Origin of the sequence: Marinomonas sp. PE14-40 (assembly GCF_051623805.1) — a bacterium.
Lineage (GTDB): Bacteria > Pseudomonadota > Gammaproteobacteria > Pseudomonadales > Marinomonadaceae > Marinomonas.
Genome location: NZ_CP130700.1, coordinates 4,991,431 through 5,016,206, shown reverse-complemented (window position 1 = coordinate 5,016,206; position 24,776 = coordinate 4,991,431). Strand labels below are relative to the sequence as shown.

General features: G+C 39.7%; 23 protein-coding genes. 14 read left to right on the top strand and 9 right to left on the bottom strand.

The annotated features are described in order from the left end of the window. Window positions 1–86: 86 nt before the first annotated feature. A complete protein-coding gene (gcvA, locus tag Q0A08_RS23230) occupies window positions 87–992 on the bottom strand; it encodes a transcriptional regulator GcvA (protein WP_438467689.1) in 906 nt (301 codons plus the stop codon). Between the two features lie 502 nt (window positions 993–1,494). On the opposite strand from gcvA, the gene Q0A08_RS23225 reads away from it, so the two are divergent. Further along, complete coding sequence (locus Q0A08_RS23225) at window positions 1,495–1,722, top strand: RSP_7527 family protein (RefSeq protein WP_438463896.1); 228 nt, start codon at window positions 1,495–1,497, stop codon at window positions 1,720–1,722. A 139-nt stretch (window positions 1,723–1,861) separates the two neighbouring features. On the opposite strand, the gene Q0A08_RS23220 is transcribed toward Q0A08_RS23225, so the two are convergent. Both Q0A08_RS23220 and Q0A08_RS23215 read right to left on the bottom strand, forming a co-directional pair. Next, window positions 1,862–3,199 (bottom strand): DEAD/DEAH box helicase, encoded by a 1,338-nt coding sequence (locus tag Q0A08_RS23220; RefSeq protein ID WP_438463895.1) that lies wholly within the window; start codon window positions 3,197–3,199, stop codon window positions 1,862–1,864. A gap of 67 nt (window positions 3,200–3,266) precedes the next feature. After that, a complete protein-coding gene (locus tag Q0A08_RS23215; protein WP_438463894.1) occupies window positions 3,267–3,812 on the bottom strand; it encodes a DUF1285 domain-containing protein in 546 nt (181 codons plus the stop codon). 195 nt (window positions 3,813–4,007) lie between these two features. Here Q0A08_RS23215 and Q0A08_RS23210 point away from each other — a divergent pair, with 195 nt between their 5' ends. From Q0A08_RS23210 to Q0A08_RS23200, 3 genes are all read left to right on the top strand, one after another. Then, entirely contained in the window at window positions 4,008–4,967 is a 960-nt protein-coding gene (locus Q0A08_RS23210) for a methylenetetrahydrofolate reductase (RefSeq protein WP_438463893.1), read from the top strand. Between the two features lie 274 nt (window positions 4,968–5,241). After that, a complete protein-coding gene (locus tag Q0A08_RS23205) occupies window positions 5,242–6,405 on the top strand; it encodes a methyl-accepting chemotaxis protein (RefSeq protein ID WP_438463892.1) in 1,164 nt (387 codons plus the stop codon). A 20-nt stretch (window positions 6,406–6,425) separates the two neighbouring features. After that, window positions 6,426–6,872 (top strand): Rrf2 family transcriptional regulator, encoded by a 447-nt coding sequence (locus tag Q0A08_RS23200; RefSeq protein WP_438463891.1) that lies wholly within the window; start codon window positions 6,426–6,428, stop codon window positions 6,870–6,872. Window positions 6,873–6,904: 32 nt separating this feature from the next. Here Q0A08_RS23200 and Q0A08_RS23195 read toward each other — a convergent pair whose 3' ends face one another. Further along, complete coding sequence (locus Q0A08_RS23195; protein ID WP_438463890.1) at window positions 6,905–7,921, bottom strand: glycosyltransferase family 9 protein; 1,017 nt, start codon at window positions 7,919–7,921, stop codon at window positions 6,905–6,907. Between the two features lie 144 nt (window positions 7,922–8,065). On the opposite strand from Q0A08_RS23195, the gene Q0A08_RS23190 reads away from it, so the two are divergent. Further along, window positions 8,066–8,779 carry a 3-deoxy-D-manno-octulosonic acid kinase gene (locus tag Q0A08_RS23190; protein ID WP_438463889.1) on the top strand — a complete coding sequence of 238 codons (714 nt, stop codon included), beginning with the start codon at window positions 8,066–8,068 and terminating at the stop codon, window positions 8,777–8,779. After that, window positions 8,772–9,695, top strand: coding sequence for a lysophospholipid acyltransferase family protein (locus Q0A08_RS23185; protein ID WP_438463888.1), 924 nt, complete (start codon window positions 8,772–8,774; stop codon window positions 9,693–9,695). The genes Q0A08_RS23190 and Q0A08_RS23185 overlap by 8 nt, the downstream gene beginning before the upstream one ends. Before the next feature lie 117 nt (window positions 9,696–9,812). Here Q0A08_RS23185 and Q0A08_RS23180 read toward each other — a convergent pair whose 3' ends face one another. From Q0A08_RS23180 to Q0A08_RS23165, 4 genes are all read right to left on the bottom strand, one after another. Continuing rightward, a complete protein-coding gene (locus Q0A08_RS23180; protein WP_438463887.1) occupies window positions 9,813–10,400 on the bottom strand; it encodes a hypothetical protein in 588 nt (195 codons plus the stop codon). Window positions 10,401–10,528: 128 nt separating this feature from the next. After that, on the bottom strand, window positions 10,529–10,909 hold the full coding sequence (locus Q0A08_RS23175) for a YacL family protein (protein ID WP_438463886.1): 381 nt from the start codon (window positions 10,907–10,909) through the stop codon (window positions 10,529–10,531). 75 nt (window positions 10,910–10,984) lie between these two features. Beyond that, a complete protein-coding gene (gene ylqF, locus Q0A08_RS23170; RefSeq protein ID WP_438463885.1) occupies window positions 10,985–11,965 on the bottom strand; it encodes a ribosome biogenesis GTPase YlqF in 981 nt (326 codons plus the stop codon). A gap of 636 nt (window positions 11,966–12,601) precedes the next feature. Then, window positions 12,602–13,210: an ACP phosphodiesterase gene (locus Q0A08_RS23165; RefSeq protein ID WP_438463884.1), complete on the bottom strand. Its 609-nt coding sequence runs from the start codon at window positions 13,208–13,210 to the stop codon at window positions 12,602–12,604. A 437-nt stretch (window positions 13,211–13,647) separates the two neighbouring features. Here Q0A08_RS23165 and Q0A08_RS23160 point away from each other — a divergent pair, with 437 nt between their 5' ends. The 6 genes from Q0A08_RS23160 (at window position 13,648) to Q0A08_RS23135 (ending at window position 20,170) form a co-directional block, all read left to right on the top strand. Further along, window positions 13,648–15,174, top strand: a complete 1,527-nt coding sequence (locus Q0A08_RS23160; protein WP_438463883.1) for an ABC transporter substrate-binding protein — start codon at window positions 13,648–13,650, stop codon at window positions 15,172–15,174. Between the two features lie 54 nt (window positions 15,175–15,228). Further along, on the top strand, window positions 15,229–16,209 hold the full coding sequence (locus tag Q0A08_RS23155) for an ABC transporter permease (protein ID WP_438463882.1): 981 nt from the start codon (window positions 15,229–15,231) through the stop codon (window positions 16,207–16,209). Next, on the top strand, window positions 16,206–17,147 hold the full coding sequence (locus tag Q0A08_RS23150; RefSeq protein WP_438463881.1) for an ABC transporter permease: 942 nt from the start codon (window positions 16,206–16,208) through the stop codon (window positions 17,145–17,147). The genes Q0A08_RS23155 and Q0A08_RS23150 overlap by 4 nt, the downstream gene beginning before the upstream one ends. 2 nt (window positions 17,148–17,149) lie before the next feature. Further along, on the top strand, window positions 17,150–18,142 hold the full coding sequence (locus tag Q0A08_RS23145) for an ABC transporter ATP-binding protein (RefSeq protein WP_438463879.1): 993 nt from the start codon (window positions 17,150–17,152) through the stop codon (window positions 18,140–18,142). Further along, entirely contained in the window at window positions 18,139–19,152 is a 1,014-nt protein-coding gene (locus Q0A08_RS23140; RefSeq protein WP_438463878.1) for an ABC transporter ATP-binding protein, read from the top strand. The genes Q0A08_RS23145 and Q0A08_RS23140 overlap by 4 nt, the downstream gene beginning before the upstream one ends. Window positions 19,153–19,234: 82 nt before the next feature. Beyond that, window positions 19,235–20,170: a LysR family transcriptional regulator gene (locus tag Q0A08_RS23135; RefSeq protein WP_438463876.1), complete on the top strand. Its 936-nt coding sequence runs from the start codon at window positions 19,235–19,237 to the stop codon at window positions 20,168–20,170. 50 nt (window positions 20,171–20,220) lie between these two features. Here Q0A08_RS23135 and Q0A08_RS23130 read toward each other — a convergent pair whose 3' ends face one another. Beyond that, window positions 20,221–22,554, bottom strand: coding sequence for an EAL domain-containing protein (locus tag Q0A08_RS23130; RefSeq protein WP_438463874.1), 2,334 nt, complete (start codon window positions 22,552–22,554; stop codon window positions 20,221–20,223). Window positions 22,555–22,735: 181 nt separating this feature from the next. Here Q0A08_RS23130 and dbpA point away from each other — a divergent pair, with 181 nt between their 5' ends. Both dbpA and Q0A08_RS23120 read left to right on the top strand, forming a co-directional pair. Then, window positions 22,736–24,121 carry an ATP-dependent RNA helicase DbpA gene (dbpA, locus tag Q0A08_RS23125; protein ID WP_438463873.1) on the top strand — a complete coding sequence of 462 codons (1,386 nt, stop codon included), beginning with the start codon at window positions 22,736–22,738 and terminating at the stop codon, window positions 24,119–24,121. Window positions 24,122–24,182: 61 nt separating this feature from the next. Beyond that, window positions 24,183–24,563, top strand: coding sequence for a hypothetical protein (locus tag Q0A08_RS23120; RefSeq protein WP_438463872.1), 381 nt, complete (start codon window positions 24,183–24,185; stop codon window positions 24,561–24,563). Window positions 24,564–24,776: the final 213 nt, after the last annotated feature.

Sequence of the window (24,776 nt, the reverse complement as noted above, 5' to 3'; positions counted from 1 at the left end):
CCTTTAGACTTCAAGGTCATGGTTTTTTAAACCAAATTAATTATCAAAATCAATAAGATATTCTATAGCTTAGGCAATATTCTAGTCTAAAACTCGCTGTCACTTTCATCCGTCATTTGTTCAATTACCCAAGACTTAAAAGCGTCCATAGGTTGAGTCATTTTACGATCTTTCTGATTCACAATATAAAAGGCACTTTGTGTTTTTAGATGCTGATCAAAAAGGACCCTTAAAGTCCCCTCATGAATCTCTGGCGCAACGAGACTTGGATCTGCTAATGCTATCCCTAACCCCTGTGCGGCAGCTGCAGCCGTTAATGAACCATTTGAGAACATAACGCCACGACGGAACAACTTAGGCTGTAAACCGTTCTGCTTAAGCCAGCTATGCCATTCTTCTTTACGCTTAGCCACATGAAGCAATGGATAGAAGCGCATATCATCTGGCGTACGTATGGGTTGATGAGGCTTGATTAAATTAGGGTTACAAACAGGTGCTAAAGCTGAGTTCCTTAAAAATTGTTTTTCAACATCTGGCCAATCACCGTCGCCAAAGTAAATGGCCATATCAATATCACCTGCTGAAAAATCAACTAAGCCAGAAGAGGCATTTAACTCAAGCTGTACATCTGGATATTGATCTTGAAAGCTCTCCATTCTTGGCATGAGCCAACGAGAGAGAAAAGCAGGTGCAACACTTAAACGTAAAACGCCACCTAAAGACTGCTTATTAATCAGGTCTGTCGTGGCTTCATCAAGCTGTTTAAAAATAGATGAAATCGGCTCTAAATAATCTGCCCCAGCTTCGGTCAACAGAACTTTCCGTTTGGTTCTTAAAAATAGCTCTATCCCTAAAAACTCTTCAAGGGCCTTAATTTGATGGCTGACAGCAGAAGGGGTAACAGATAACTCATGGGAGGCTTTGATGAAACTCCCGTGACGAGCAGCAGCTTCAAAGCAACGCAGCGTATTTAAAGGGGGTAAACGATTAATATCTCAAACTCCATAGTTATGAGGAATCTAGGGAACCTGCGAGTAAGTCATCTCTTCTCAGTCTTTACAGAAAAAGTATCACACAAGGCGTTACTTTGACGTAATGTCGATACCTTTCGAGAAGTAACAACACAGAGTGTTACTTTTTCTAAAATACCGATTAGGTATTATTTAAAGACCCGAAGGGCGTGGTCTAAAAGACCTATCTTTATGTTGAGAACCTTATCAATAGCATCACTATTAAGTTGCGCTCTTCGCCATAAATCTAGCGGTTTTTATCCACACACTGAGGCGGGAGGACTTTTTCGCAGGCTCCCTAGTTTAAATGCCGTTTTATACTTTAGTCACAGGTCATTTTTAACACACTTTTTACTAAAAAAAACACCCTATCTGCAAATAGGTGAAATTAACTCATCAATTAAGTGAAAAAGGATACTTTGTTAATTTTGACTAAAATTTTTACTATATGCATGTCAACAAAACATACCACTTGGAGCACACAATGGACAAAGCAACATACGATAGTTTAGCCCCTTTCAGCCTAAACCAAACAACTGAAACTTATGCTAAATTGGATAACAACATAGATTTCATCTACTACGAAAATCGCGCTAGACAAATGCGTGCAATGGCTATTAAAGCAACATTTAAAGCCGCAGCAACAGCAATTAAGAGCCTTTTCAGCAAAGCACTACCAGCACTCTCCCTAAGCAAAACCCAAACTGCTTAGGGGCAGTCGCGACCTAAGCAAGTTTTAACGTCTTACCTTAATACTGTATTTTCCGACCTTAATAACAGACGCTCTGTCTTTACTACTTCTTTTTAATAGACATCCTGTCTGTACTCATCCTTTTTAGCTATCTTTTCTATTATTCCTTATCGTCTAAGGCAATACCTTTACTTTTCTTAGGCACTTTGAAAGGTTCAAAACCATCTTGGCTATTAGTATGAAGTTTCGTCTTACTCGGGCCACGACGTTTTACCGGTGCTTTCGCTTCTGTATTCACTTTCTTCTCTTGAGGCTTTTTAGACTTCTTAAAGACCTTTTTCGGTGCTAAGCCTTTAAAGCTTGCTTCTAGACCTTCTATGGTATCGAAGCTAAAAGTACGAGATAAGAAAGCTTCTAATGCTTTAAAGTTATGCCAATCTTTTGGCCCTACCAATGAATAGGCATCGCCTTGGAAGCCAGCACGACCTGTTCGACCTGTTCTATGAACATACTCTTCGCTGTGTTTTGGTATATCAAAGTTAATCACATGTGACACATTGGCAATATCCAAACCACGCGATGCTAAGTCAGTACTGACCAATATCTGAAAATGGTCTCTAGCAAAGCTGTCCATCACCTTGTTACGTGCCGACTGTGTCAGATCACCATTCAAGGCTTGAGTGGTAAAGCCTTTTTCTTCTAACAACTCAGCTAAACGCACTGTATCAAGTTTTGTTGCTGTAAAGATAATCGCTTGTTTAATGGTTTCTTGCTCTAGGGTATGAGTCAGAATCGCTTCTTTATGATCTAGATGATCACAAAGATAAAATTTCTGTTTGATATCACTATGAACATCGGTTCCTGCACCTATTGCAATACGAGAAGGCTCATTCAGCAACCTTTGTGCAATATCATTTACTTCTGCATTATCAAGCGTGGCAGAAAAGAATAAGGTTTGGCGCAGGCGATGACTCGCTGCATCATCAATTTGTTTTAATTGATCGGCAAAACCTAAATCCAACATGCGATCAGCTTCATCAAGAATAAGTAGCTCAAGTCCATCTAAGAACATGTTTCTTTGATTCAAGTGATCCACTAAACGTCCAGGTGTTGCAACGATAAATTGAGGATCTTTTTGCAAGTCTTTGATCTGATCGTTGAAGTTTTCTCCCCCTAAGATAAGGGCTGTTTTCAACTTACTGCTGGCCACCAACAATCTTAATTGCGAGTAAACTTGTTTAGCCAACTCTCGAGTAGGCACAAGTATCAGTACACGAGCATCTTTGTTAGACAAAGCTCTAACACGATAAACACGGTGTAAAGCGGGTATAAGATAAGCTAAAGTTTTTCCTGACCCTGTTTTTGAGGATGCGAGTAAATCACGCCCAGCCATGGCTTCGGGAATCGCTTGCGCTTGGATTTGTGTGGCTGAGTCAAAGCCCCAATGACCAAGTGATTGAAGAATACGGGCATCAAAACCAAAATCAGAAAATTGCAAAGATAAAACCTCAATAAAAACCTAAATATGAATCTCGGCATTATATCCTAAGCCATGCTCAAAAGCCCTAACCCTCTAGCTTTCCTAAACTAAAATATTGCGCTTTGCTTTTTACACAAAGATGTAACTCACTATCAATTTCCACTTCTTCGCCTAGCTCGACTAGGTCATAAAATATATTTCGATGGATTAGCGCCTTCATACCGTAACGCACTGAAATATAGGGGTGAGCTTCTCCCTGATAATCATCCATCCACAAACTTGTGTCATCTTCTCCCAATACAAGTTGATCCCCTACTGACGTAATAAACTCTAGAGACTCACCTTCATCACGCTTTACCACTTTCATATGTGTAATGAGAAAAGGCGCATCTTCCACCTGAATTCTCACTTTCTCTACTGGTGTCACAAGAAAGTGTTCACCATCTTCTTGCCACAGGATACGACTAAACATTTTCACCATGGCAGGTCGCTTAATCGGACTACCTTCATGCCACCATTGCCCATTTGCTTTGATCAACATATCCATATCACCACATGCTTCAGGCTTCCAAAGGTGCACAGGTGGCAAATTATCATTGCCGTATTCGGCTAATTGCGAAACATCTAACATGCTCTACTCTTTTATAATTGATTAAATTAATCAGGCTAAATCAGAAAGGATTAGTCTCATTCACCTCAACTTCAATATTATTCAAACAGAATGGGATGATCTTGAATTCAATTCACTGATAAAATGGCCTTATTAAATAGTTTATCACCCTGTTTAGAAAAATTAACAACTAGATTGGGCCAAAAGGTGAGTTGAATGAATTCCAAATTACGCAGTAAATTTCAAGACCCTAACCGTGGGGTGTATTTAATAGGTACAACACCGCCAAGGTCCTCTATCGAAGAAGACAAGTTAGCTGAAATTTCTGCCAAGTTATTACAACGTATTAGCGAAGTCGAAGTTGATGGTTTAATTGTTTACGACATTCAAGATGAAAGTAGCAGAACAGACAAGCCACGCCCTTTCCCTTTTATGTCAACACAAGACCCAAGAGCGTGGTCGAAGCGACTACGTGATGGTTCAGACTTACCTGTTATCACTTATAAAAGCGTTTCAGCCCGTTCTGAACAAGAATTTAATCAATGGCTAGATGATTCCTGGAACCAGTATGGCATTAAAGACATAGTACTTGTTGGTTCTCCATCATCTGAAGGCGATATTAAGCTGCCATTAAATCAAGCATACAAGACATTAGAAAAACACAATCACCCTTACCACCTTGGTGGGGTAACCATTGCCGAACGCCATGCAGTTAAAGGCGATGAACACTTACGTATTTTTAATAAGTCTGCTTCTGGTTGTGACTTCTTTATTTCTCAGGCTGTTTATAACGCTCAAGCGACCATAGACTTGATCAGTCGTTATGCCCGCACTTGTAAAGATAGAGGTGTTCAGCCTAAACGCTTAATTTTGACCTTCACACCTTGCGGTAGCGCTAAAACGTTAGACTTTATGGAGTGGCTTGGCATTTCAGTACCAGAAGCAACTAAACATCGTATTTTAGATGCTAAAGACCCGCTAGCTGAATCCGTTAAAGTATGTCGCAATGCATTGGAACAAATTATTGAGACAGCTTTACCTTTAGGTATTCCGCTTGGTTTAAACATTGAAAGTTTAACTAACCGTAAAGATGAAATTGACGCATCTATTCGCCTTTATAAATTACTCAAAGCAACACTAGATTTAAAACTGGCAGAAAGATCATTAGAGGTTTAATCCTTTAAAACATAATAAGGATTAATGACTTAATCACTCTACCTATCTAAGGGCGACTGCAAATTATGCAGTCGCCCTTTTTCTTACTTACTCACCTCTCATCATCTCCTTTTAAACATTAGCAATTTAGGCACTTTTTCTAAGCCAATAAGAGGGGTTATTTCTATATTCTTTAAACTTGCATTTGAAATACATGTTATATATTCTTGCATTATTCAATTCTGCTCAAACTTTACTCAAGCAGATAAGCAAAGACTTAAAGTAGGATATTTTTATGCAATCACTCTTTTTTAGAATGCGTTTTATTCACTGGCTAGGCGCCATTGGCTTATTCATCAATGCTTTCTTTTTTACTCAAGAAACATACTCTCAAGCACTGCAGTACATAGTTGTTATTCTCTTGGTAATACACGATATCGATGAGAAGTATTGGGGCGTAGATGCGCTAAATGGCATAACTCAATACATGAAAGCATTCGAGAAAAAAGATTTGTCCCAAGCCTGTACCGTTAATAGTCAATATAATAGTGAGATGGGAAAGATATTAACGGTGATTGATTCATTTCGACTTAATGTTAGAGACACATTAACTGACATCCAAAAACAAGCTCATACCTGTGATGATGTAGCGGATGAACTAGCAAACCGGAATCAAGACTTAGTTAATCGCATTCAAAGCCAAGATAAGAGTGTTCAAACGCTAGCGGATAAGTGTGAATTACTAGACCAACAATCTCTTTTGCTACAACACAGAGCAGAGCAAACAGAACTTGAAGTACAACACACACAGAAAGGTCTAGAAGATTCAACCAGTTCCATGTCTGAAATGGCCAACATAATTGAAAACTACATAGAAAGCAGTAATCAATTAAGTGACAAGTTCGAGTCTCTGTCTGAACAAGCAAAATCTATTGGTGGCGTTGTTTCTGTGATTGATACCCTTGCGGATCAAACGAACCTACTCGCTTTAAACGCAGCAATCGAAGCGGCTAGAGCAGGTGAACATGGTCGTGGGTTTGCTGTCGTTGCCGATGAAGTTAGGCAGCTTGCACTGTCAACTCAAGACAGCCTTAATCAAATCAATCTGATTGTCCAGGCGATTAGCACAGCAGTAAAAGATGCGGGTGAACAAATACAGAGACAATCAACAAACTTAACTGATTTATCTCAAACCTCTATCAGCAGCCGAGAACAAATCGCTATTGCAAGCAAGCACTTAAATGGTATTTTAGCTATCATTGGCCAGCAAAATCAGCATAACGACGTCGACCTAATGCAAGTTCATAAGATGGTAACTGAGGTTTCTCAACATATTAACTTGCTTCAGAACCTATCTCATTCAAACAGCAAAGACTGTGAGCAGCTCCAATACCAAGGACATAGGCTTAATGAGATCAGTGCAGGGTTAGTCAGTAAGTTGAGTTCATTCACACTTTAACTAAGAGCTAATTCAATTAAATGAGACTAACTGCCTTCACAGATTTTGGTTTGAGAACTCTTATGTATCTCACCAGCATTCCAGCTGAGCAATTAAGTAGTGTGCCTGAGGTAGCCAAAGTTTATGATGCCTCTCAAAACCATTTTGTAAAGGTGATAGGCCAGCTAACCAAGCTAGGTTATGTACAATCCATCAGAGGTAAAAATGGTGGCATTCGATTAGCTAAAAAGGCAGAAGACATTAATATTGGCAAAGTAATTAGAGAGCTAGAGAATCACCTTGATGCGGTTAATTGCTCTAAACCAGCCTGCCAAATAGTCAGCTGTTGTGAGCTAAAGCAAGCTCTCGCTCTGGCTATGGAAGCATTTCTCACCAAGATGGAAGAATATTCTCTAGCGGATATTGTTCAGAATAAGCCTGAACTCATTCCCCTATGGCAGGCTGAACAAGATGAAGGCCTTAATTAGCCTTCTATCCTAGTTAATTAGCGAGTTAGTCTTTAATTTAAACCTTCTAGTTCATTGTTTACTTTTTCAAGTACAGCCTCATAAGAGATATAAGACATGGCTTCTGGATCATGTACCGTAGATGCCCAAGGAATGTCTGATATAGGTTTACCATACTCTTTCTCAGCTAGCATTTGATACACACTCACCACAGATGCTTGCCCATAATAAGGCCCTGTTCTTTCAGGGTTAGACAAAGCATACAAGCCCACCATAGGTGTGTTTACCACAGTCGCTATATGCGCTGGGCCGGTATCTGGACTAATAATAAGTTTGGCATCTCGAATAACAGCCGTGAGCTCTTTAATACTTGTCTTACCAACAATATTATCCAACTCGTAACCCTGAGCAATAGCATTAACAAATTCAATTTCTACTGGCGTAGGACCACCGGTTAAAACAATCTTCTCTCCTTTAGAAATAAGATGTTCAATCAGTTTGCGATACCCTTCTAACGTCCAATTTTTAGTCACTTTAGAACCACATGGGTTAATAATGATGTAATCATCAGGTAACTCAGCTTGGCGCTTTGGCACCTCTAATTGCCAGCTGGGTTTCGCATGAGGTACATCAATTGCTTCAGCCATACTCATCAAGGTATCTAGTACGTGTCGGCCTCTTGGCTCAGGTGCTAAAGTATTAACGAACCAATGCTGCTTTTCACGGGAGTGACTTTTAGCAAAGCCAATTCGGGTTTTAGCTTTTAACATTCGCGTTAATAAGCTGGCGCGAGATGACCATTGCATATGCAGCAAAACATCAAATGACTCATTAATAAACTGCTTCCGAATAGCCAACATACCCTTTAAACCAGACGATTTCTGATAGGTCACTATTTTAATATCGGGCATCATGCTAACTAAATCAGCTTCTAGCTTACCTGTAATCCAAGTAATCTCTGCATTTGGGTAGCGTTTTCTAATTGCAGTAACCACAGACATCGCATGACAAACATCACCTAATGCGGATAAACGCACTACGACTATCTTGGCATTTTCAGATAACTTCATTTTATTTCCGCTTCCCCATCCAAATATTATCTAGCATTTAACTAAAAAACTTATTGTTTAACAAAGTCTTGCTGCGTTAAAAAGTGGCTTATTATAGAATAGCTGTCGACAAAAGTGTCACTTCATCGAAACAGAGTAGAAAAGATGCCAATTGAGCAAACAAAACAGGGGTCTGATCGTTTATTTATCAGTAACCCTGATTTAGCCGTCAATGATGACTGGTTTTCAGTGGATTATTGGCAATCCCAAGATGCGGTTAAAGGCACAGCGGCAGGCAGAGGCACGGTTTGGTTTCTAAATACGGCTGAGGGTAATTTTGTCTTAAGACGCTATCGTCGTGGTGGCTTAATTGCCAAGTTAACCCAATTTAAATTTTTCTTTGAAGGTTTTAAAAAATCTCGACCTTATAGAGAATTAGCACTTTTAGAGTTTATGCTTACCTCAGGTTTGCCCGTTCCAGAACCCATTGCAGGCCGTTGCCTTCGCTCTGGACTACACTATCAGGCAGAAATCATTACTAGATTGATACCGAACGCAGACGAGATTTTCTCTTGTCTGATGAATAAAAAGCAAGCAGAAGCCATCAACTGGCAGCTTATCGGTAAAACGATTAAACGCTTTCATGATAAAGGCGTAGATCATACCGATCTAAATTGTCACAATATTATGTTAGATACTAACGGCAAAGTATGGCTTATCGATTTTGATAAATGCCAACAACGAAGTATCAACTCACAATGGCAAGAAGCAAATTTGCAAAGGCTAAAACGCTCGTTTGAAAAGGAAGCAGGAAAACATGCTAAGTTTCTTTTCGAACCAACACACTGGCAATTATTATTAGAAGGCTATCATGGCTAAAAAGAACACAAAAAAGTCAGTTCCATTTACTCAATTACTCGCACCTAAACACTGGCCCACATGGATTTTCATGGGCTTTGCTTGGTTACTTGGTCACCTACCTTTTGGCGCTCAGAAAAAACTAGGCTACCTACTAGGTAGTTTTTTATTTTTAGTGGCGCAGCGACGCCGACACATCTGCATGACAAATTTAACTATCTGCTACCCTGAAATGTCCAATGAAGAAAAACGGGTCTTAAGCAAAAGACACTTTCAAAGCATGGGTTTTGGCTTTCTAGAAACCTTCAGTAGTTGGTTTCATAAAACAGACCAGTTAAAAGTTGAAGCTGAGTTTGAGGGGCAAGAAGAATTAAATGCAGCCTTAGCTGAAGGTAAAGGTTGTGTTTTTATTAGCGGTCATTTCTCTTCGCTGGATATTTGCGGAAATTTGATGTCTCGCTATGCCGTCGTACACCCTATCTACAAGCAACAAAACAATGCTGTTTTTAATTTTATTATGGAAAGGCAAAGATCGCGTATTTTTGAAAAAACGATAGAACGTAGCAATATGCGTGAAGTGCTTAGATCCCTAAAAGCCAATAAAATCATTTGGTATGCAGTCGATCAGGATTACGGCCGTAAACACTCGGTGTTTGCCCCGTTCTTTAATAGAGAAAGTGCCACCATCGCTCATATTGGCCGCATTTGTAGCATGACAAAAGCGCCGGTTCTTTTATACGATTATGGGAGAACACAAACTGGCTATAAAATGAAAGTAACCAGAGTAGACAGCTTGCCAACAGGCGATGATGTTGACAATGCTCGCATCATGAACCAACAAATGGAAGCCGTTATTGCGCCTAAAAAAGAGCAGTATTATTGGACTCATAGGCGCTTTAAAACCCAAAAAGATCCAGATGCTAAATCACCATACTAAAGTGTTCTAGAAAACCATTTAGTAAACATACTAAAAAAGATAATCTCGAAGAAAAACCTAGACACAAAAAAAGCCCGTAAGGGCTTTTTTTGTGTCTAGGTAAAAGATAGAACTAATTTATAATTCGCTTTCTTCTAGGCTTGTATTCAATTCATATGAATCTTCACCAAGATCATCATTCACCAAAAGCAGTGCTTCTTCGTAAGCACCACCAAATTCGATACGGGTGATATCATATAGATCGTATTCATATGTTTCATCGAACCAGCGCGCATCTGAGCCAATTTCTTCTAACTCAAAACTCACTTCATCTGCTTTAATAACTCGACCAATTTCACAGCTATCACTTTCAAGCTCTTCACGGTGTAAAGTCACTAGACCAAAGTCTTCGCTGATATCAAGTAATACCTGGCTAAGGTCTCCTAGCTCAATTTCAGGGTTTTGTGTTTCTTCTTCACGAAGCTCTAGCACCTTTTTCTGAAAATCATTAAAAGGAGCCGGATGCACAAAATCGCTTATATCTTCTAAAAATAAAATTTGATAGCCATTTAAACGAATACTATCGTCTACTAATTGCAGTAGCACCATATCTTCGTTGGCATCAATTATGAATCCATCACTCCAGTTATCCGGACCATCAAGTTCTTCTCGAAAAATCCGTACTAGGTTATTTCGAGTTTGTGCCTTTTCTAGTTCGATAAGCATGTTGAATCCCTAAAACGTAAAATAGAAAGATGTGGTTAAGATTTTAAGCTTAACCACTTAGCCTAAGTGTAAACTTAGCTAGGATTATGAACAATATTAATTACATACAATTTGTATGACAAAAATGTTTAATAGAGCAAGTTATGCCAGTCTTCTAACAAACCGACCATATCCTCTAACCCACATTCTGATTTAATGCCGTCATCTGAAGCTTGATAAAAATCACTCTGAGTATCAAACATTGCGCTAATTTCTTCGCCAACATCACTCATGTCTACTTGACGATTTACACTCACACCTTCTGCGCCGATGCTGACAATATAAACACCTTGTTGAGTAACCTGTGTTTCAGTATCCGCATCAATCAAATGGATACTTTGCAATATCTTCTGGATATCTTCTCTTTCTTTTAGTTCTTCACTTACCCAATCTGCTATCGCTGAAAACTCATATTCAGTCGCTATACGGTAGGTTTGCTCTGTATCATCGAATGCTATTTCATAGTCCATAACCTAACCTCTTACACCTTGCTTTACGCTTACTCTATTCAATTTTATTACAGTTTTGCCATTCGCTTAGCAGGATTATTTTTTCAAACTATCCTGAGGAATATCTTGCGTTCTTTCTGTGCGGTTCTGGCTTTGTTGCCTCTGAGGAACTGCAGCAGCTAACCTAGCTTGGCGCTTTGCTTCTTTTTCCGCTTTTACTATCTCAACCTGACGCTCTTCTTCAATGATCATCTCAGGTGTTTCCATCACATAAGTGCCAATTGCACCACTTCGAACATCATTCAGGAAAACTTCAGCGGCTTTGTGCATATCAATTACGCCACCCGCTCTTAATGCTCCGCGTTTAGATCCTATGGTACTGAGCACTTCATCTGCTGTGCCCAGTTCAGTTTTAAACTTGTAACGGCTAGTGACATAGTCTGGATAATGTTCAACAAAGAATTCAACACCTACTAATGCGACATCATGATAATCAATAGCCGTATCACGAACAGCCCCTGTGACAGCTAAACGATAGCTTGCCTTTGGGTTTTCAATTTTCGGCCATAAAATACCTGGGGTATCTAATAGAACAAAACCTGGGGTAACTTTTAATTTTTGCTGAGATTTAGTGACTGCAGGCTCGTCACCTACTTTAGCAACACGACGGCCCAATAAGGCATTCATCAAACTGGATTTACCTACATTAGGAATACCAGCAATCATGGCACGAATCGGTTTTTCAGCGGTTCCTCTATGAGGTACAAGCTTAGCTACCCAGTGCTTTACATTTGCAAGATCTTGTTTATCTAAGGTTGAAAAAGGCTTAGCTGTGATGGAATCTTGCTCTTGCCAATGATTTAACCAGCTAGTGATACGATCTTGATCCGCTAGGTCTTTTTTATTCAAAAGACGCAATACAGGCACATCACCTCTGAGTTGGCTTAACATAGGATTCTGGCTTGAATCTGGAATTCTCGCATCGAGCACTTCGATAACAATATCCACCTGCGTCATGACATCTTCAATCTCACGACGGGCTTTATTCATGTGCCCTGGGAACCACTGGACGCTCACTAAACTCACCTTTTATCTACTAAACATATAAGGCGCAGGATTCTAACACACTCACAGTACGAAGTAAGCGGCTAACACTTGCCAATAGGCCCTTTGCCTCATTTCATTTAGTATGTAGCAAGGGAGCATTTTAATTACCCTCCCATCTGAGCGGGTAATTAAAATGTCTGAGCTTTATAGCGAGATTAGCAACTTAACCATTACTCTCTTGATTAAAGTCATAACCTATAGATTAAGTGTTTTGACCACGACCCACGGTGTCTTACAGAAACAGAGCCATTCTTTACTGTCTCTTCTCAAAAGGTACATAAATTACTTTAAAGTGGCGCCTTGCTTGACGTTTCACCCACGAAACTGAAAAAAGCAGATTGAGTAGAAAGAACTTAACCACAGTCTTCCTAGATGATACTCACCAAGAAATACGACCACTAATCAGTCTAAAGCGACATAAAACCAACAGCGCCTATCTCAAAGCCATTAGCCATGATGTAAATCAAAGCAGTAATTTAACCTAAGCTTATACTCGCTTTACTCAGATCAGCAGATGCATCCCTGAACAAGAGGCTTTGTTGGTCTGAGCGTTCTCTCGATCAGACATAATGTCAAAGGTATGTCTTTCTAGCTAATCAGTCAGCGTTACTGATTAGCTTTTTTTATACCTTCAGAATTTAACGCTTCCTTTTCTACTGCAGCTAGCACCGCTGGATAAACCGCATCAAATAAGATCTCACTACTTTCAAGTAAATAAGGCAAAGCCTGATAAAAAGGTAATAAATGTTCACCATAACGCCAAGACCGAATAATTGACATTAAAGCCTTTTCAATGCCTTTCAATGTTCCCAGGTTTTGCAGCCACCGATTTTCATTCAGTGATAAAACTAATCTTTGGTAAGCGGGTTTGACTTGGTGTTGATGCTGCAGAAGATCAGGCAAAAACTCAGCGTAAAATTCAGCCAAAGAAATATCGTTATATTCATCCCATTTTTTGACTAACCAATAATCCATTAATAAGTCTTGAACTATGCCTGCAAAGCGTCTTCTTCCTATCGTTTGCTCAGCTCTAAACTCAACACTTAAAGGGTGGCTATCTAAGGTTTTATCAACAAACTGATGAAGTTTAATGCCTCTCTGAATATCATTAGGAAGTAAATATATTTGGCTCGCATGACAAAAGTCCGCCATTAAACTGCCGGAATAGGAGGTCTTGGATAGCTTTGCTAAATGTAGATGCGCTAGATAATTCATAAATAACCTAATTGTCGCTAACAAATGCAGAATAGTGGGAGATTAATGCGACATATAATAAAGAATAACTACCTGAGTTATTCTCAAAAAAAAGCAATATATAAGAGTTTATGCGCTCTTCTTAGCTTAAAGTCACGGTTTATTACCTTGTTTTACATAGGAAACTGCTCAAAGCTTGGCAAGTCTTTCGAAAAACGATATTGTTATTCATCTAACATATAAGGTGTCGGGGCAGGCAAAACCTTATAATTAGCGACTTGGTTTAAATGGATTTTTACAACCAAATATAAAATTAGAATAATAACCTTGATATAACATTCAGTTACATTATGTATTTCGTGATTTATTCCACACTTTAAAATAATAAAAGCCTTAGCGACTTCTGCTTAGATAGGCTAATCCCCTGCCTTTGGTCATTTAAAATTTAAGGATAAGAAATGAAGGTTGTGGCACGCTTCATCACTCTATTGAGTTTACTAATTTGTTCAGCCAGTTTTGCGGCAACGCTTCACATGGCAACGGACGCTGATCCGTCTTCATTGGACCCTCATGAACAACTTTCACAAGGCACATTGCAATTATCTCACTTAGCTTTTGACCCATTATTACGCTGGCGCCAAGATCATACTTTTGAACCACGCCTTGCCACCAGCTGGAAAAGTATTGATAAACTAACAACTCGTTTCGAACTTAGAAAAGACGTTTACTTCCACTCTGGAAATGAGTTTGATGCAGACGATGTTATCTATACCGTAAAGCGCCTTAAATCTTCGGTAGAATTCCGCGCTTTATTTGACAATATCAAACACATTGAAAAACGTAATGACTATAGCATTGATATCATTACCCATAAGCCAACGCCATTATTGCTTAACTTGATGGCTTACCTTTTCCCTATGGATAAAGACTTTTACCAAGGCCGAGACGATATCGTTAAGTTTGGTAATAGTTTCGCTTCTCGTAACTTATCAGGAACAGGCCCTTTTATAATTACCAGTCGAGAGCCTGGTACACGTATCGAATTTGTTCGTAATGCCAATTACTGGGACACAAACAGTAAAGGTAATGTTGATCGTATTGAGTTTTCTACCATTAAATCTGATGCGACAAGGCTTGCAGCTCTTCTTTCTGGCGATGTCGATTTTATTTTCCCTATCTCGCCTTTGGATATGCCAAGGGTAAAACGTAGTCGTAATATCCAACTTGTGACGCTGCCAAGTACCCGCATTTTATTTTTACAGCTTAATCAGAACCGTCGAGCAGAGCTTAAAAATACCAAAGTTCGCCAAGCAATTAACCTTGCCGTTAACCAAGAAATCATAGTCGATAAAATATTAAAAGGCTTTGGAACAGCAGCGGCTCAACTCAGTGCGGATGATTTTTTAGGCCATCTAGACTCTATCAAACCACGTTTTGAGCTAGATAAAGCCCGTCAATTAATGCGAGAAGCAGGTTACGAAGAAGGTTTTAGAGTCAGTATGATGGCGCCTAATAACCGCTACATTCATGATGAAAAGATAGCTCAAGCGATAACCGCTATGTTGTCAAAAATCAAAATAAAAGTGGATCTAAAAACCTTACCCAAAGCCCAATACTTCCAAGAGTTTGATAAGAGATCTGCTGATATTATGATGTTAGGCTGGCAGTCTGATACGCTTGACTCGAATAACATTTTTGAATTTATCATTGCTTGTCCAAATGCTAAAACAGGCTATGGCGTTTACAATGCTAATGGTTATTGTAACCCTAACTTAGATAATCGTATTAAGTCAGCCAATCGAGAACTTAATCCTGAAAAGCGTATTCGTCTGTTACAGCAAATCGAATCAACCATAGCGCAAGATGCTGTTATTGTTCCGATTGCATGGGAACACCTTGCCTGGGGTGCTAAGCAAAACGTAAATATCAAAGATGTGATTAATTCTCAAGATTGGCCTTATTTAGGTGACCTTGTCATAGACTAAGTCGTTAGCCTCTTCTATTAATAAACCAAAGATTCCAAAAAGAACGATTATTAGATGTTAATATTTTTATTACGAAGATTGTTACAAGCTTGTGTGGTGATGACAGTTATCAGCATCATCAGCTTTGTCATTCAAGACAGTCTTGGCGACCCAGTTCGACAGATGGTAGGACAAAGTGTTTCGCCGGCTGAAATTGAAAAAATACGTCAAGAACAAGGCTTTAATGACACCAAGTTTGAGCAGTATACCCGCTATGCTAAAAATGTTTTAAAAGGCGACTTTGGGACTTCCTACTTTTACAAAGAGCCCGCATTAGATGTCATATTGAAGAAGCTACCGGCGACCTTTGAACTAGCGTTCTCTGCAATTCTCATCATTATTATGGTTTCGATTCCTTGTGGTATTTTTGCTGCAATACGGCCGAAAAACATACTCGCTAGATTTTTAATGTTTTCTAGCACCATCGGCTTATCAGTTCCCATTTTTATTGTCGGAATCTTTTTACTCTATACATTCTCTATTGAACTGCAGTGGACTCCTAGCTTTGGCCGTGGGGATACTGTCTTAGTTTTTGGCATTTGGGAAACAGGTTTCCTCACCTTAGATGGACTTAGTCATTTGATCTTACCTAGCCTATCTTTAGCCATTGCCTTACTTCCTATGTTTGTTCGTCTTATTCGCTCAGAGATGTTAGAAGTCTTGCATTCAGAATATGTAAAATATGCTTGGGCCAAAGGCCTATCACCAGCCAGAATTTACTTTGTTCACGCCTTTAAAAACACCATGCTGCCTATTATCACGATTGGCGGTATTCAAGTAGGTACCTTAGTCGCCTATACCATTTTAACGGAAACCATTTTTCAATGGCCTGGCATGGGAAGCCTATTCCTTGATGCCGTTAACAGGGTCGATAGCCCTCTCATATCAGCTTATCTCATTGTAGTGGGCGCCATTTTCGTTATTTCAAATACCTTAGTTGATTTAATCTACGGCTATATCAACCCTACTGTAAAACTGGCGAGTCATGGCCTATGAAATATTCAGTTAAAGAGCTTTCGCTACTCCCCATTAGTAAACAAAGATGGAAGCACATTTGGAATGGCTTTCTAAGTGATAAGCTTGCAGTTCTATCTTTAGTCATCTTTATTTTTTATTGTGTGGTTGCACTAGCTGCGCCACTCATTGCCCCTTTTGACCCTTATGATCCTCAATTTATGGATCTTGAAAATTCAGAAATTGCACCCTATTGGATAAGTGGTGATGAGCGTTTTTTATTAGGCACAGATGCCCAAGGTAGAGATCTGCTTTCCACCATTCTCTATGGCACTCGTCTCTCTTTAAGCATAGGTTTATTAGCGGTTATTATTCAGGCGAGCATTGGTATTTGTATTGGCCTCACCGCAGGTTATGCCGGTGGAAAATTAGATAACTTCTTTATGCGTTGTGCAGATATTCAATTGTCTTTCTCAACCATGATGATAGCGATTGTTTTTCTGGCCATCTTCCAAACCTTGTTTGGCAGTGACTATTACCAGCAACTTGCCATGATAATGCTCATACTTGTCATTGGTTTAGCTGAGTGGCCCCTGTTTGCAAGAACTATACGTGCCTCAGTACTAGCTGAAAAACAAAAAGAATATGTAGATGCCGCAAGAATTATGGGCATTGGCCCTATGCGCATCATGTTCAAGCATATTTTACCCAATACAATGTCACCTCTTTTAGTGATTTTTACCATTCAAATTGCCAACGCCATTGTTGCAGAAGCGGCCTTATCCTTTTTAGGATTAGGCATGCCTGTGTCTGAACCCTCTTTAGGCTCATTAATTTCGATTGGCTTTAGTTATGTATTTTCTGGCGCTTGGTGGATTTGCATTATTCCAAGCGCTACTTTAATTCTTCTCATTTTGGTCATGAACCTACTGGGTGATTGGCTAAGAGATCACTTAAATCCAAAGATTTATAAAGACTAACTATGACCTTATTAGACGTAAGAAATTTAAATGTCTGCTTTGGTTTAAAGTCAGGCGTTATGCAAGCTCTTTACGATGTAAGTTTTACCTTAGAAAGAGGTGAAAGGGTCGCTCTTGTGGGCGAGTCTGGCGCAGGGAAATCTATTCTAGGTTTTTCGATTGTAAACCTTATAAGTAAACCTGGTTTTATTGAATCTGGCTCAATCAAGCTAGATGGAAAAGAGTTAACGCATTTGTCTCATCGACAACTTCGACATGTGCGTGGCAAACGCATTGCCATGATTTTTCAAGATCCTATGATGACACTTAATCCTGTCATCAGCGTCGGCATTCAAATGATTGAAGCAATTCGCAGCCATACGACAATGAGTAAAAAGGATGCGAAGAAGATAGCCATAGATCGCCTAGCACAAGTTCAAATTCCGTCACCTGAACTTAGGTTCGATCAGTTCCCACACGAACTTTCAGGCGGCATGAGGCAAAGGGTTATTATCGCAATTGCTATGATACTCAACCCTGACATCATCATTGCCGATGAGCCAACTACTGCTTTAGATGTGACGATTCAAGCAGAGATTCTTGAGCTGCTAAAGCACATGTGTGAAGTGTGTAATGTGGCGCTGATATTGATAACCCATGACCTAGGCGTTGTCTCACGTGTGGCTGAACGTACCATGGTTATGTACGCTGGTCGTATCGTTGAGGAAGGCCCGACTTTAGAAATCATCAATGACCCACAACACCCTTATACCCAAGGCTTACTAAGTGCCCTACCGCAAATGGCATTACCAGGACAAAGGCTTAATCAGATCAAAGGTAGCATGCCTTCTCTTATGAACCGACCTAGCGGTTGTGCCTTTCACCCTAGATGTAAATATGCAACTGAGAAGTGCAGCATAGAGCAACCTGGGTATATCTATTCAGGCATTTCAACCGTTGCCTGCTATATGGTGGAAGATATGTTAAGTGAATTTTCGGAGTACGACGACGTATGAAACAATCTCCGTTAATACAGTTAAGTGGTGTTGAGAAACGCTTTGATATTGAGCAAAGTTGGCTCAATGAAATTCGTTTTAGCAAAGGTAAAATTAGCCGTAAGAAAGAACAGGTACATGCACTAAATGGTGTAAACCTAACTATTCAAAAGGGTGAATCCTTATGTGTGGTAGGCGAAACAGGTTGCGGCAAATCGACCTTAGCACGTGTTATTTTGGGGCTTAACTCTTTAAGTGCTGGCCAAATCCACTACCAAGATCAACGTATCGATAACCTTAATGAGCGCCAGCGTATGCTATTTAGACGTAGCATGCAGATGATCTTTCAAAACCCATATGCCTCATTAAACCCAAGAATGACTATCTATCAAACACTGTCTGAGCCAGTGTCTTTTCATAACCCTCAACTGTCTCAAGACGATGTGGATTATAAAGTGGCAAAGCTGATGGAGTCTGTCGATTTAAGTCCTGATTTAAGTGATTACTATCCGCACGAATTTTCTGGTGGCCAAAGACAGCGTATTAGCATTGCGCGTGCCTTATCTGTTGACCCTGATTTCATCGTGGCTGACGAACCGCTAGCGGCACTGGATGTGTCTGTTCAAGCACAGGTACTTAACCTGATGATGGATAAACAAGAAGAGAGAGGCCTTACCTACCTTTTCATTACCCATGACTTAACCGTAGTGGAGCACTTTTCAAATCGTGTCGCCGTGATGTACTTAGGTAAAGTGTGCGAGCTAGCAGATACAAAAACCTTATTTAAGAGCCCGAAACACCCTTATACTCAAGCGCTTTTATCTGCGATACCTCGTCTTGATGACAATTCTATCCAACCTATTCGTCTAGTAGGTGAAGTTCCAACACCTTTTAACAAACCGCAAGGTTGTGTGTTTCAAGCAAGGTGTGCCCATGCAAATGAGCGCTGCAAACACGAAGAGCCCAAAATGGTACTGCATGATGACTTAAGCTCTGTTGCTTGTCATGCCATGGAAGAGGGGCGAATTTAATGACTAAATTTTCTCTCTTTTGTTTAACACTTTTAAATGAAAATAATAATGATAAAGACACACTATCTTTGGAGGCCACATTATGGAAATAAGGTGGCTTGAAGATTTTATTGCATTAGCAAGAACGAGACATTTCTCCCGTGCTGCGGACGAACAACATGTGACTCAACCAACATTTAGCCGACGAATAAAGCTACTTGAAGATGAGATGAAAGTAACCCTCATCGATAGAAACACTCTGCCTCTGTCTTTAACGCCAGCTGGGGATGTATTTCTTCAAAGTGCCGAACTCATCACAAGACAATTGAGAGATGCAAAAGAACGTTGCCAAGAGATCCGTAAGCAAGAAGAATCACAGGTAAGCTTTGTTACGACTCAAACCCTATTTTTAAGCTTTTACAAAGATTGGTTAGAGCCTTTTTGTAAAAACATCAACCTAGATATGGACGTCAATATGAAGTCTAGCTCTTGGGCTGCTGCAGACTTCGTTAATGCATTAGTTGAGAAACAGTGTGATCTGATGCTTTGCTTCTGGCACCCAGCTATCAACTTTGTACGCGGCTTAGATGATGAGAACTATGAGTATCTTGTGATCGCTCAAGAAACGCTTGTACCATACAGCGCAACAGATGAAGATGGTCAGGCAAAATATTCTTTACCGGGATCAAGACGTAAACCACTGCCTGTAATCAGTTATACAGAAACGACCTTTTTACAACCGGTTATCCAGCATCATTTACAACGCCAAAGAGAAGTGGCTCAATTGCAAACATTGAGTGAAAACTTACACTCAGTCAGCGTAAAAGCTATGGTTAAGGAAGGTTTTGGTTTAGGTTGGTTACCAGAGCGTCTTATGTCAGATAACTTAGAGTATGGCAAAGTCGTTCAAGCGGGTGAAAAGCAGTGGCATATCCCACTAGAAATCAGATTATATAAATCACGTTTTAATCAGAACCCGAATCTCACCGCCTTCTGGCAGCAGCTTGTTACTGAGTTAAAAAGTTCTCCTATTCGCTAACAAAAAAGGTGCTAATCAGCACCTTTTTTCATTTCACACTCAATTAAAACTTAACCATCTTCAGCTAACAATGACTGTTTAATTTTCTCATCATTAATCGCTAAATGATCAGCGTGAAAAGCTTCACCAAATAAGAAACCTTGTCCGATATTACAACCAAGTTCACGCAATTTATCTAATTGTTTATGGCTGGTAATACCCTCTGCAACCACTTGTAGGTTCAAAGTTTGGCTCATTTTGATAATAGCGGCAGTGATGGCAGCATGATTCACATCTTCAATCATATCGCGGATAAAGACCTGATCAATCTTGATGCAGTTAAATGGCAAGTCTTTTAAGTAACTCAAGCTTGAGTAACCAGTGCCAAAGTCATCTATGGTAATTTTCACGCCTAAGCGACTAACCTGCTGCAATAGCTTAGAACAGCGCTCTGAATCCTCAATCAACATGGATTCTGTGACTTCAAGCTCAACTTGATCCGGAGAAATGTCATAGCTATTCAAGTTCTGCAATAAAATGGAGAAAAAGTCATCTCGTTTTAACTGAGCTGCAGAACAATTCATAGCAATTGGCGGTACTGTTAGTCCTTGCGCCTGCCAAGCTGCAATTTGTCGACAAGACTGCTCTATTACCCACTCTCCCAAAGGCAGAATAATACCTGATTGCTCAGCTATCGGAATAAACTCCATTGGCGAAACAGGGCCAAGCTCTTCATCATTCCAACGTAACAATGCTTCTAAACCGACACATTCAAGCGTGTCTAAATTCACTTTAGGTTGAAAGTACAATCTTAGCTGACTATTTTGCATCGCTTGACGAAGTCGGGTTTCAATCTTCACATTACGAGCTAAACGAGCACCAATATCACCATCGTAGAAATGATAAGTAGAACGCCCTAATGCTTTTGCCTTGTACATCGCCATATCAGCGTTCTTTACCAGAGTCATGGCATCGTCACCAAAGTTAGGATAAAGAGCAACACCGATACTACAACCAATAGTAAGGGTACGATTATCTATTAAGTAGCTGTGACTAACCTGAGTAATTACTTCATGACAAAGAATCTTCAGATCGTCATGACTCATATTGCCGTTTAGCTCTATGAAGGCTAAAAACTCATCGCCACCTAATCGGCCAAGTACAGCATCAGAAGGCCAAACAGATGTTAACCTTTGTGCGACTTTATTAAGTAACTTATCACCCACCTCATGACCAAAGGCTTCATTGACGGTTTTAAAATGATCTAAATCCATAAAGATCACAGCCAAGTCGCCTTGCTTTTGCTTACTTTTCAAGATGGCTTTATCCAGCTTTTCATGAATAAAATAACGTGAATATAAGTTTGTTAAATCATCGATTTCTAACTGATGATTTACCCGTTTCATCATATCCAGGAAGGACATATTCAAGCTGCGAATATAAATACTCAAAAAGACAGCCAGAATGAGTAAAGAGATAACAGGTAATAGAATCGACCCCCAATCATATAGCGCAAAACTATTGTCTAGGTAACTACTTTCAAGCAGCCAAACTCTCCCGCCGTATATAATTTGAGTTTGATCAAATTCACGTTTTGACCATTGAGGAATATCAGCAGAATGAGAAAGGTAAAAGTAGTCTTTAGACTCTTTTGAATCAGTGATGTCTGATAAACGAAACAACAAGTCATAATCAAATTTAAGGCTGATTGCCTGAAGCATTGATGTCATATCAAATGAGACAGCAACTACGCCCATCCAATTACTTTTGTTATTACTCCTATCAGCTTCATCCTTATAAACGTTTTTACTTAACACATAGAGGCCAGAAGACTGACTGGGTTTAACAATAAAATTAGGGTTACTTGCACTAGGTTTAACTAATTTTGCCTGACGCGTGTTCCAATCTTGAGTCGTGCTATAAAGAAAGAAAACATCTTGCGCTAAGGTATCAACTCCAATAAAACGTTTATCAGGAAAGGCGTAAGTAATGGGTAAAAAAAGTTTGCGCTCACCTTCAGGTAAAATACGAAATGCACCACTTGGCCTTTGGGTTTGGCTGGCGATAAAGTTTTGCTTTTGTCCAGCTGATACCGACTCAGCATAGAAGCTGTTATAGACCGGAATTCTTTTATGATTGATCAAGGTTTGGCTGAAAGTATCAAACTCAATGGCTGAGACAAATTGACTCGAATGAAATAAGGCAGCTAACCCAGCCACTTCTAACTCATAACCATTTAAGGCATTAACGATAGATTCATTGAGTTGCTGGCCTGCTTGCCCTTGGTTTGCTGCAATACGGTTATTGTCTTCACGCAGTAGGCTAAATAAAACGATAAGAGCGCAAAGGGATACAAATAAAAAAACGACAAGATGAGCTTGTTTTAGATATCGCCCTTTCAACAAAATTTAGCACCTTAATTAAAATTAAACTTCTCAAATAACACATTAAGCCAGCTTCAAGAATCAATCCACTATTAAATATTGAATCTTTAGTTAGATATTTAAAATATCACACCACTCATTTAGCAGTATCTGATATCATTTTGCCCAAATATCCCTTCATTTATTAAATTTCAGGTAATTTGTGGCTAACTTCTCCCATAACTTAGATATACAACTTCCAACAAAACTCACATCTCTATTGTCAGATTTAGGTTTTGAAAACTTCACGCCTATCCAAGCTGAGACTTTGCCAAGTATTCTATCAGATAATGACATTCTAGCGCAGGCTCAAACAGGTAGTGGTAAAACTTTAGCTTTCGCAATTGGCATGTTGTTAAAACTAAATCCTCGTTATTTTGGCGTACAAGGCTTAGTCATGTGCCCTACTAGAGAATTAGCAGACCAAGTTTGTAAAGAAATACGCAAAACAGCTCGCTTTTTAGAAAATATTAAAGTGTTGAGCTTGTGTGGTGGTATGCCGTTTGGCCCACAAATAGGTTCTCTAGAACATGGCGCTCACATTGTTGTGGGTACACCGGGCCGTCTATTAGAGCATGTTCGCAAAGGCACTTTAAGATTAGATAGTCTTAACACCTTAGTGCTAGACGAAGCTGACCGCATGTTAGACATGGGGTTTGTCGACAGTATTCGCACTTTAGTCGAAAGCACACCTAAGAAGCGTCAAACTCTCATGTTCTCTGCAACCTACCCAGAGACAATTAGTGAAATCAGTTCAGAATTCCAACGCAACCCAAAAACCATCAAGGTTGAAGCAACTCAAGAATCAAAACCTGATATTAAGCAGTTCTTTGTAAAGAGTAATAAGGATGATAAACCTTATGCGCTTATGAGTGCTGTACGTTACCAAAACCCTGAACAAGCGATCGTTTTTTGTAATACAAAAATTGAGTGTCAAACAATTGCAGACTTTCTAGTCGATCATAAGATCAGTGCTAAAGCGATTCACGGCGACTTAGAGCAAAGAGACAGAGACCAGGTCTTGGTGCAATTTAGTAATGCCAGTTGCCGTATTCTAGTGGCTACCGATGTGGCGGCACGTGGTATTGATGTGAAAGAAGTTGATACTGTCATTAACTATGACACCACTCGAGATATCGATGTTCATACCCACAGAATTGGTCGTACTGGTCGTGCCGGTAATAAAGGTGTCGCTATTAACCTAGTGACAGATAAAGACACTTATAAAGTTAAAGACATTGAAGACAGATTTGAAATTCAAGCTGACTACCTAGAACTTGATCCTAAGTATGATGATGAGTTCCGTTTGATTCCAAGTATGACAACGATTTGCTTTGATGCCGGCCGTAAAGACAAGCTAAGACCTGGCGATATTGTTGGTGCATTAACCGCAGGTGTAGGTCTGGCTAAAGACGAAGTGGGTAAGATCAATGTTTTCGATCGCCGTGCTTATGTCGCTATTGCCAATAAACAAGCAAAATATGTGGTAAGCGAACTACAAACGAAAAAAATCAAAGGACGTACTATTAAGGTACGTATCGTACGTTAGTAGTAAAAACAGGCTCGGTTAATTTCATTAACTGGGCCGCTGTTTTTTAAAGGACGCTTTAATGGCTGCTTATCATTTATTGTTTAACCTATATGCTCGCTGGCAAATCCCTCTTTTTTTGATTGGTTGGATTGGCATTAGTTTAGCGACCTTACTACCGGCAGAGCAGCTCCCTTCTGCACCAGGTTCAGATAAACTTCATCATGTGATCGGATTTGCAGCTTGGGCACTTATGCCTGCGGCAGGTGATTTTAGACGCTTCTCTTTCATTTGCCTCTTTATTGCTTTTTGGGGCGGTGCAATCGAAGTAATCCAACCCTATGTCAATCGTTTTGGGGAGTGGGCTGACTTTGCCGGAGACGTACTTGGTGTAGTGATTGTTTTCCTACTTGTTCTTCTTATCAGAAAATACCCTCTCATTAAGAGACCAAACCAAGCCTAACCCCCCATCTGAGAAAGTTAAATTAGACCTTCTCAGACTAAACCATCCTCTTTTACTGCTACTTTTTTAGGCAAAAACTGAATTGGTATTCTTTTTTAAAGAATATTTATAAAAATTCAATTTTGACTTATCGCAAGCAAAATCAAATAAATTCAAGATGATACCCCTCCCATGTCAGTCACCAAGTGAAAAAACAGTCGTTTTTTTCACATA

Excerpts from the sequence above, each read along its gene's own strand:
- Q0A08_RS23150 (WP_438463881.1), top strand. The coding sequence starts at position 16,206 with ATGAAATATTCAGTTAAAGAGCTTTCGCTACTCCCCATTAGTAAACAA.
- Q0A08_RS23145 (WP_438463879.1), top strand. The coding sequence starts at position 17,150 with ATGACCTTATTAGACGTAAGAAATTTAAATGTCTGCTTTGGTTTAAAG.
- Q0A08_RS23175 (WP_438463886.1), bottom strand. The coding sequence starts at position 10,909 with ATGGACTATGAAATAGCATTCGATGATACAGAGCAAACCTACCGTATA.
- Q0A08_RS23195 (WP_438463890.1), bottom strand. The coding sequence starts at position 7,921 with ATGAAGTTATCTGAAAATGCCAAGATAGTCGTAGTGCGTTTATCCGCA.
- Q0A08_RS23225 (WP_438463896.1), top strand. The coding sequence starts at position 1,495 with ATGGACAAAGCAACATACGATAGTTTAGCCCCTTTCAGCCTAAACCAA.
- Q0A08_RS23120 (WP_438463872.1), top strand. The coding sequence starts at position 24,183 with ATGGCTGCTTATCATTTATTGTTTAACCTATATGCTCGCTGGCAAATC.
- Q0A08_RS23180 (WP_438463887.1), bottom strand. The coding sequence starts at position 10,400 with ATGCTTATCGAACTAGAAAAGGCACAAACTCGAAATAACCTAGTACGG.
- Q0A08_RS23205 (WP_438463892.1), top strand. The coding sequence starts at position 5,242 with ATGCAATCACTCTTTTTTAGAATGCGTTTTATTCACTGGCTAGGCGCC.
- Q0A08_RS23165 (WP_438463884.1), bottom strand. The coding sequence starts at position 13,210 with ATGAATTATCTAGCGCATCTACATTTAGCAAAGCTATCCAAGACCTCC.
- Q0A08_RS23140 (WP_438463878.1), top strand. The coding sequence starts at position 18,139 with ATGAAACAATCTCCGTTAATACAGTTAAGTGGTGTTGAGAAACGCTTT.
- Q0A08_RS23210 (WP_438463893.1), top strand. The coding sequence starts at position 4,008 with ATGAATTCCAAATTACGCAGTAAATTTCAAGACCCTAACCGTGGGGTG.
- Q0A08_RS23135 (WP_438463876.1), top strand. The coding sequence starts at position 19,235 with ATGGAAATAAGGTGGCTTGAAGATTTTATTGCATTAGCAAGAACGAGA.
- Q0A08_RS23155 (WP_438463882.1), top strand. The coding sequence starts at position 15,229 with ATGTTAATATTTTTATTACGAAGATTGTTACAAGCTTGTGTGGTGATG.
- Q0A08_RS23185 (WP_438463888.1), top strand. The coding sequence starts at position 8,772 with ATGGCTAAAAAGAACACAAAAAAGTCAGTTCCATTTACTCAATTACTC.
- Q0A08_RS23215 (WP_438463894.1), bottom strand. The coding sequence starts at position 3,812 with ATGTTAGATGTTTCGCAATTAGCCGAATACGGCAATGATAATTTGCCA.
- Q0A08_RS23160 (WP_438463883.1), top strand. The coding sequence starts at position 13,648 with ATGAAGGTTGTGGCACGCTTCATCACTCTATTGAGTTTACTAATTTGT.
- Q0A08_RS23200 (WP_438463891.1), top strand. The coding sequence starts at position 6,426 with ATGAGACTAACTGCCTTCACAGATTTTGGTTTGAGAACTCTTATGTAT.
- Q0A08_RS23190 (WP_438463889.1), top strand. The coding sequence starts at position 8,066 with ATGCCAATTGAGCAAACAAAACAGGGGTCTGATCGTTTATTTATCAGT.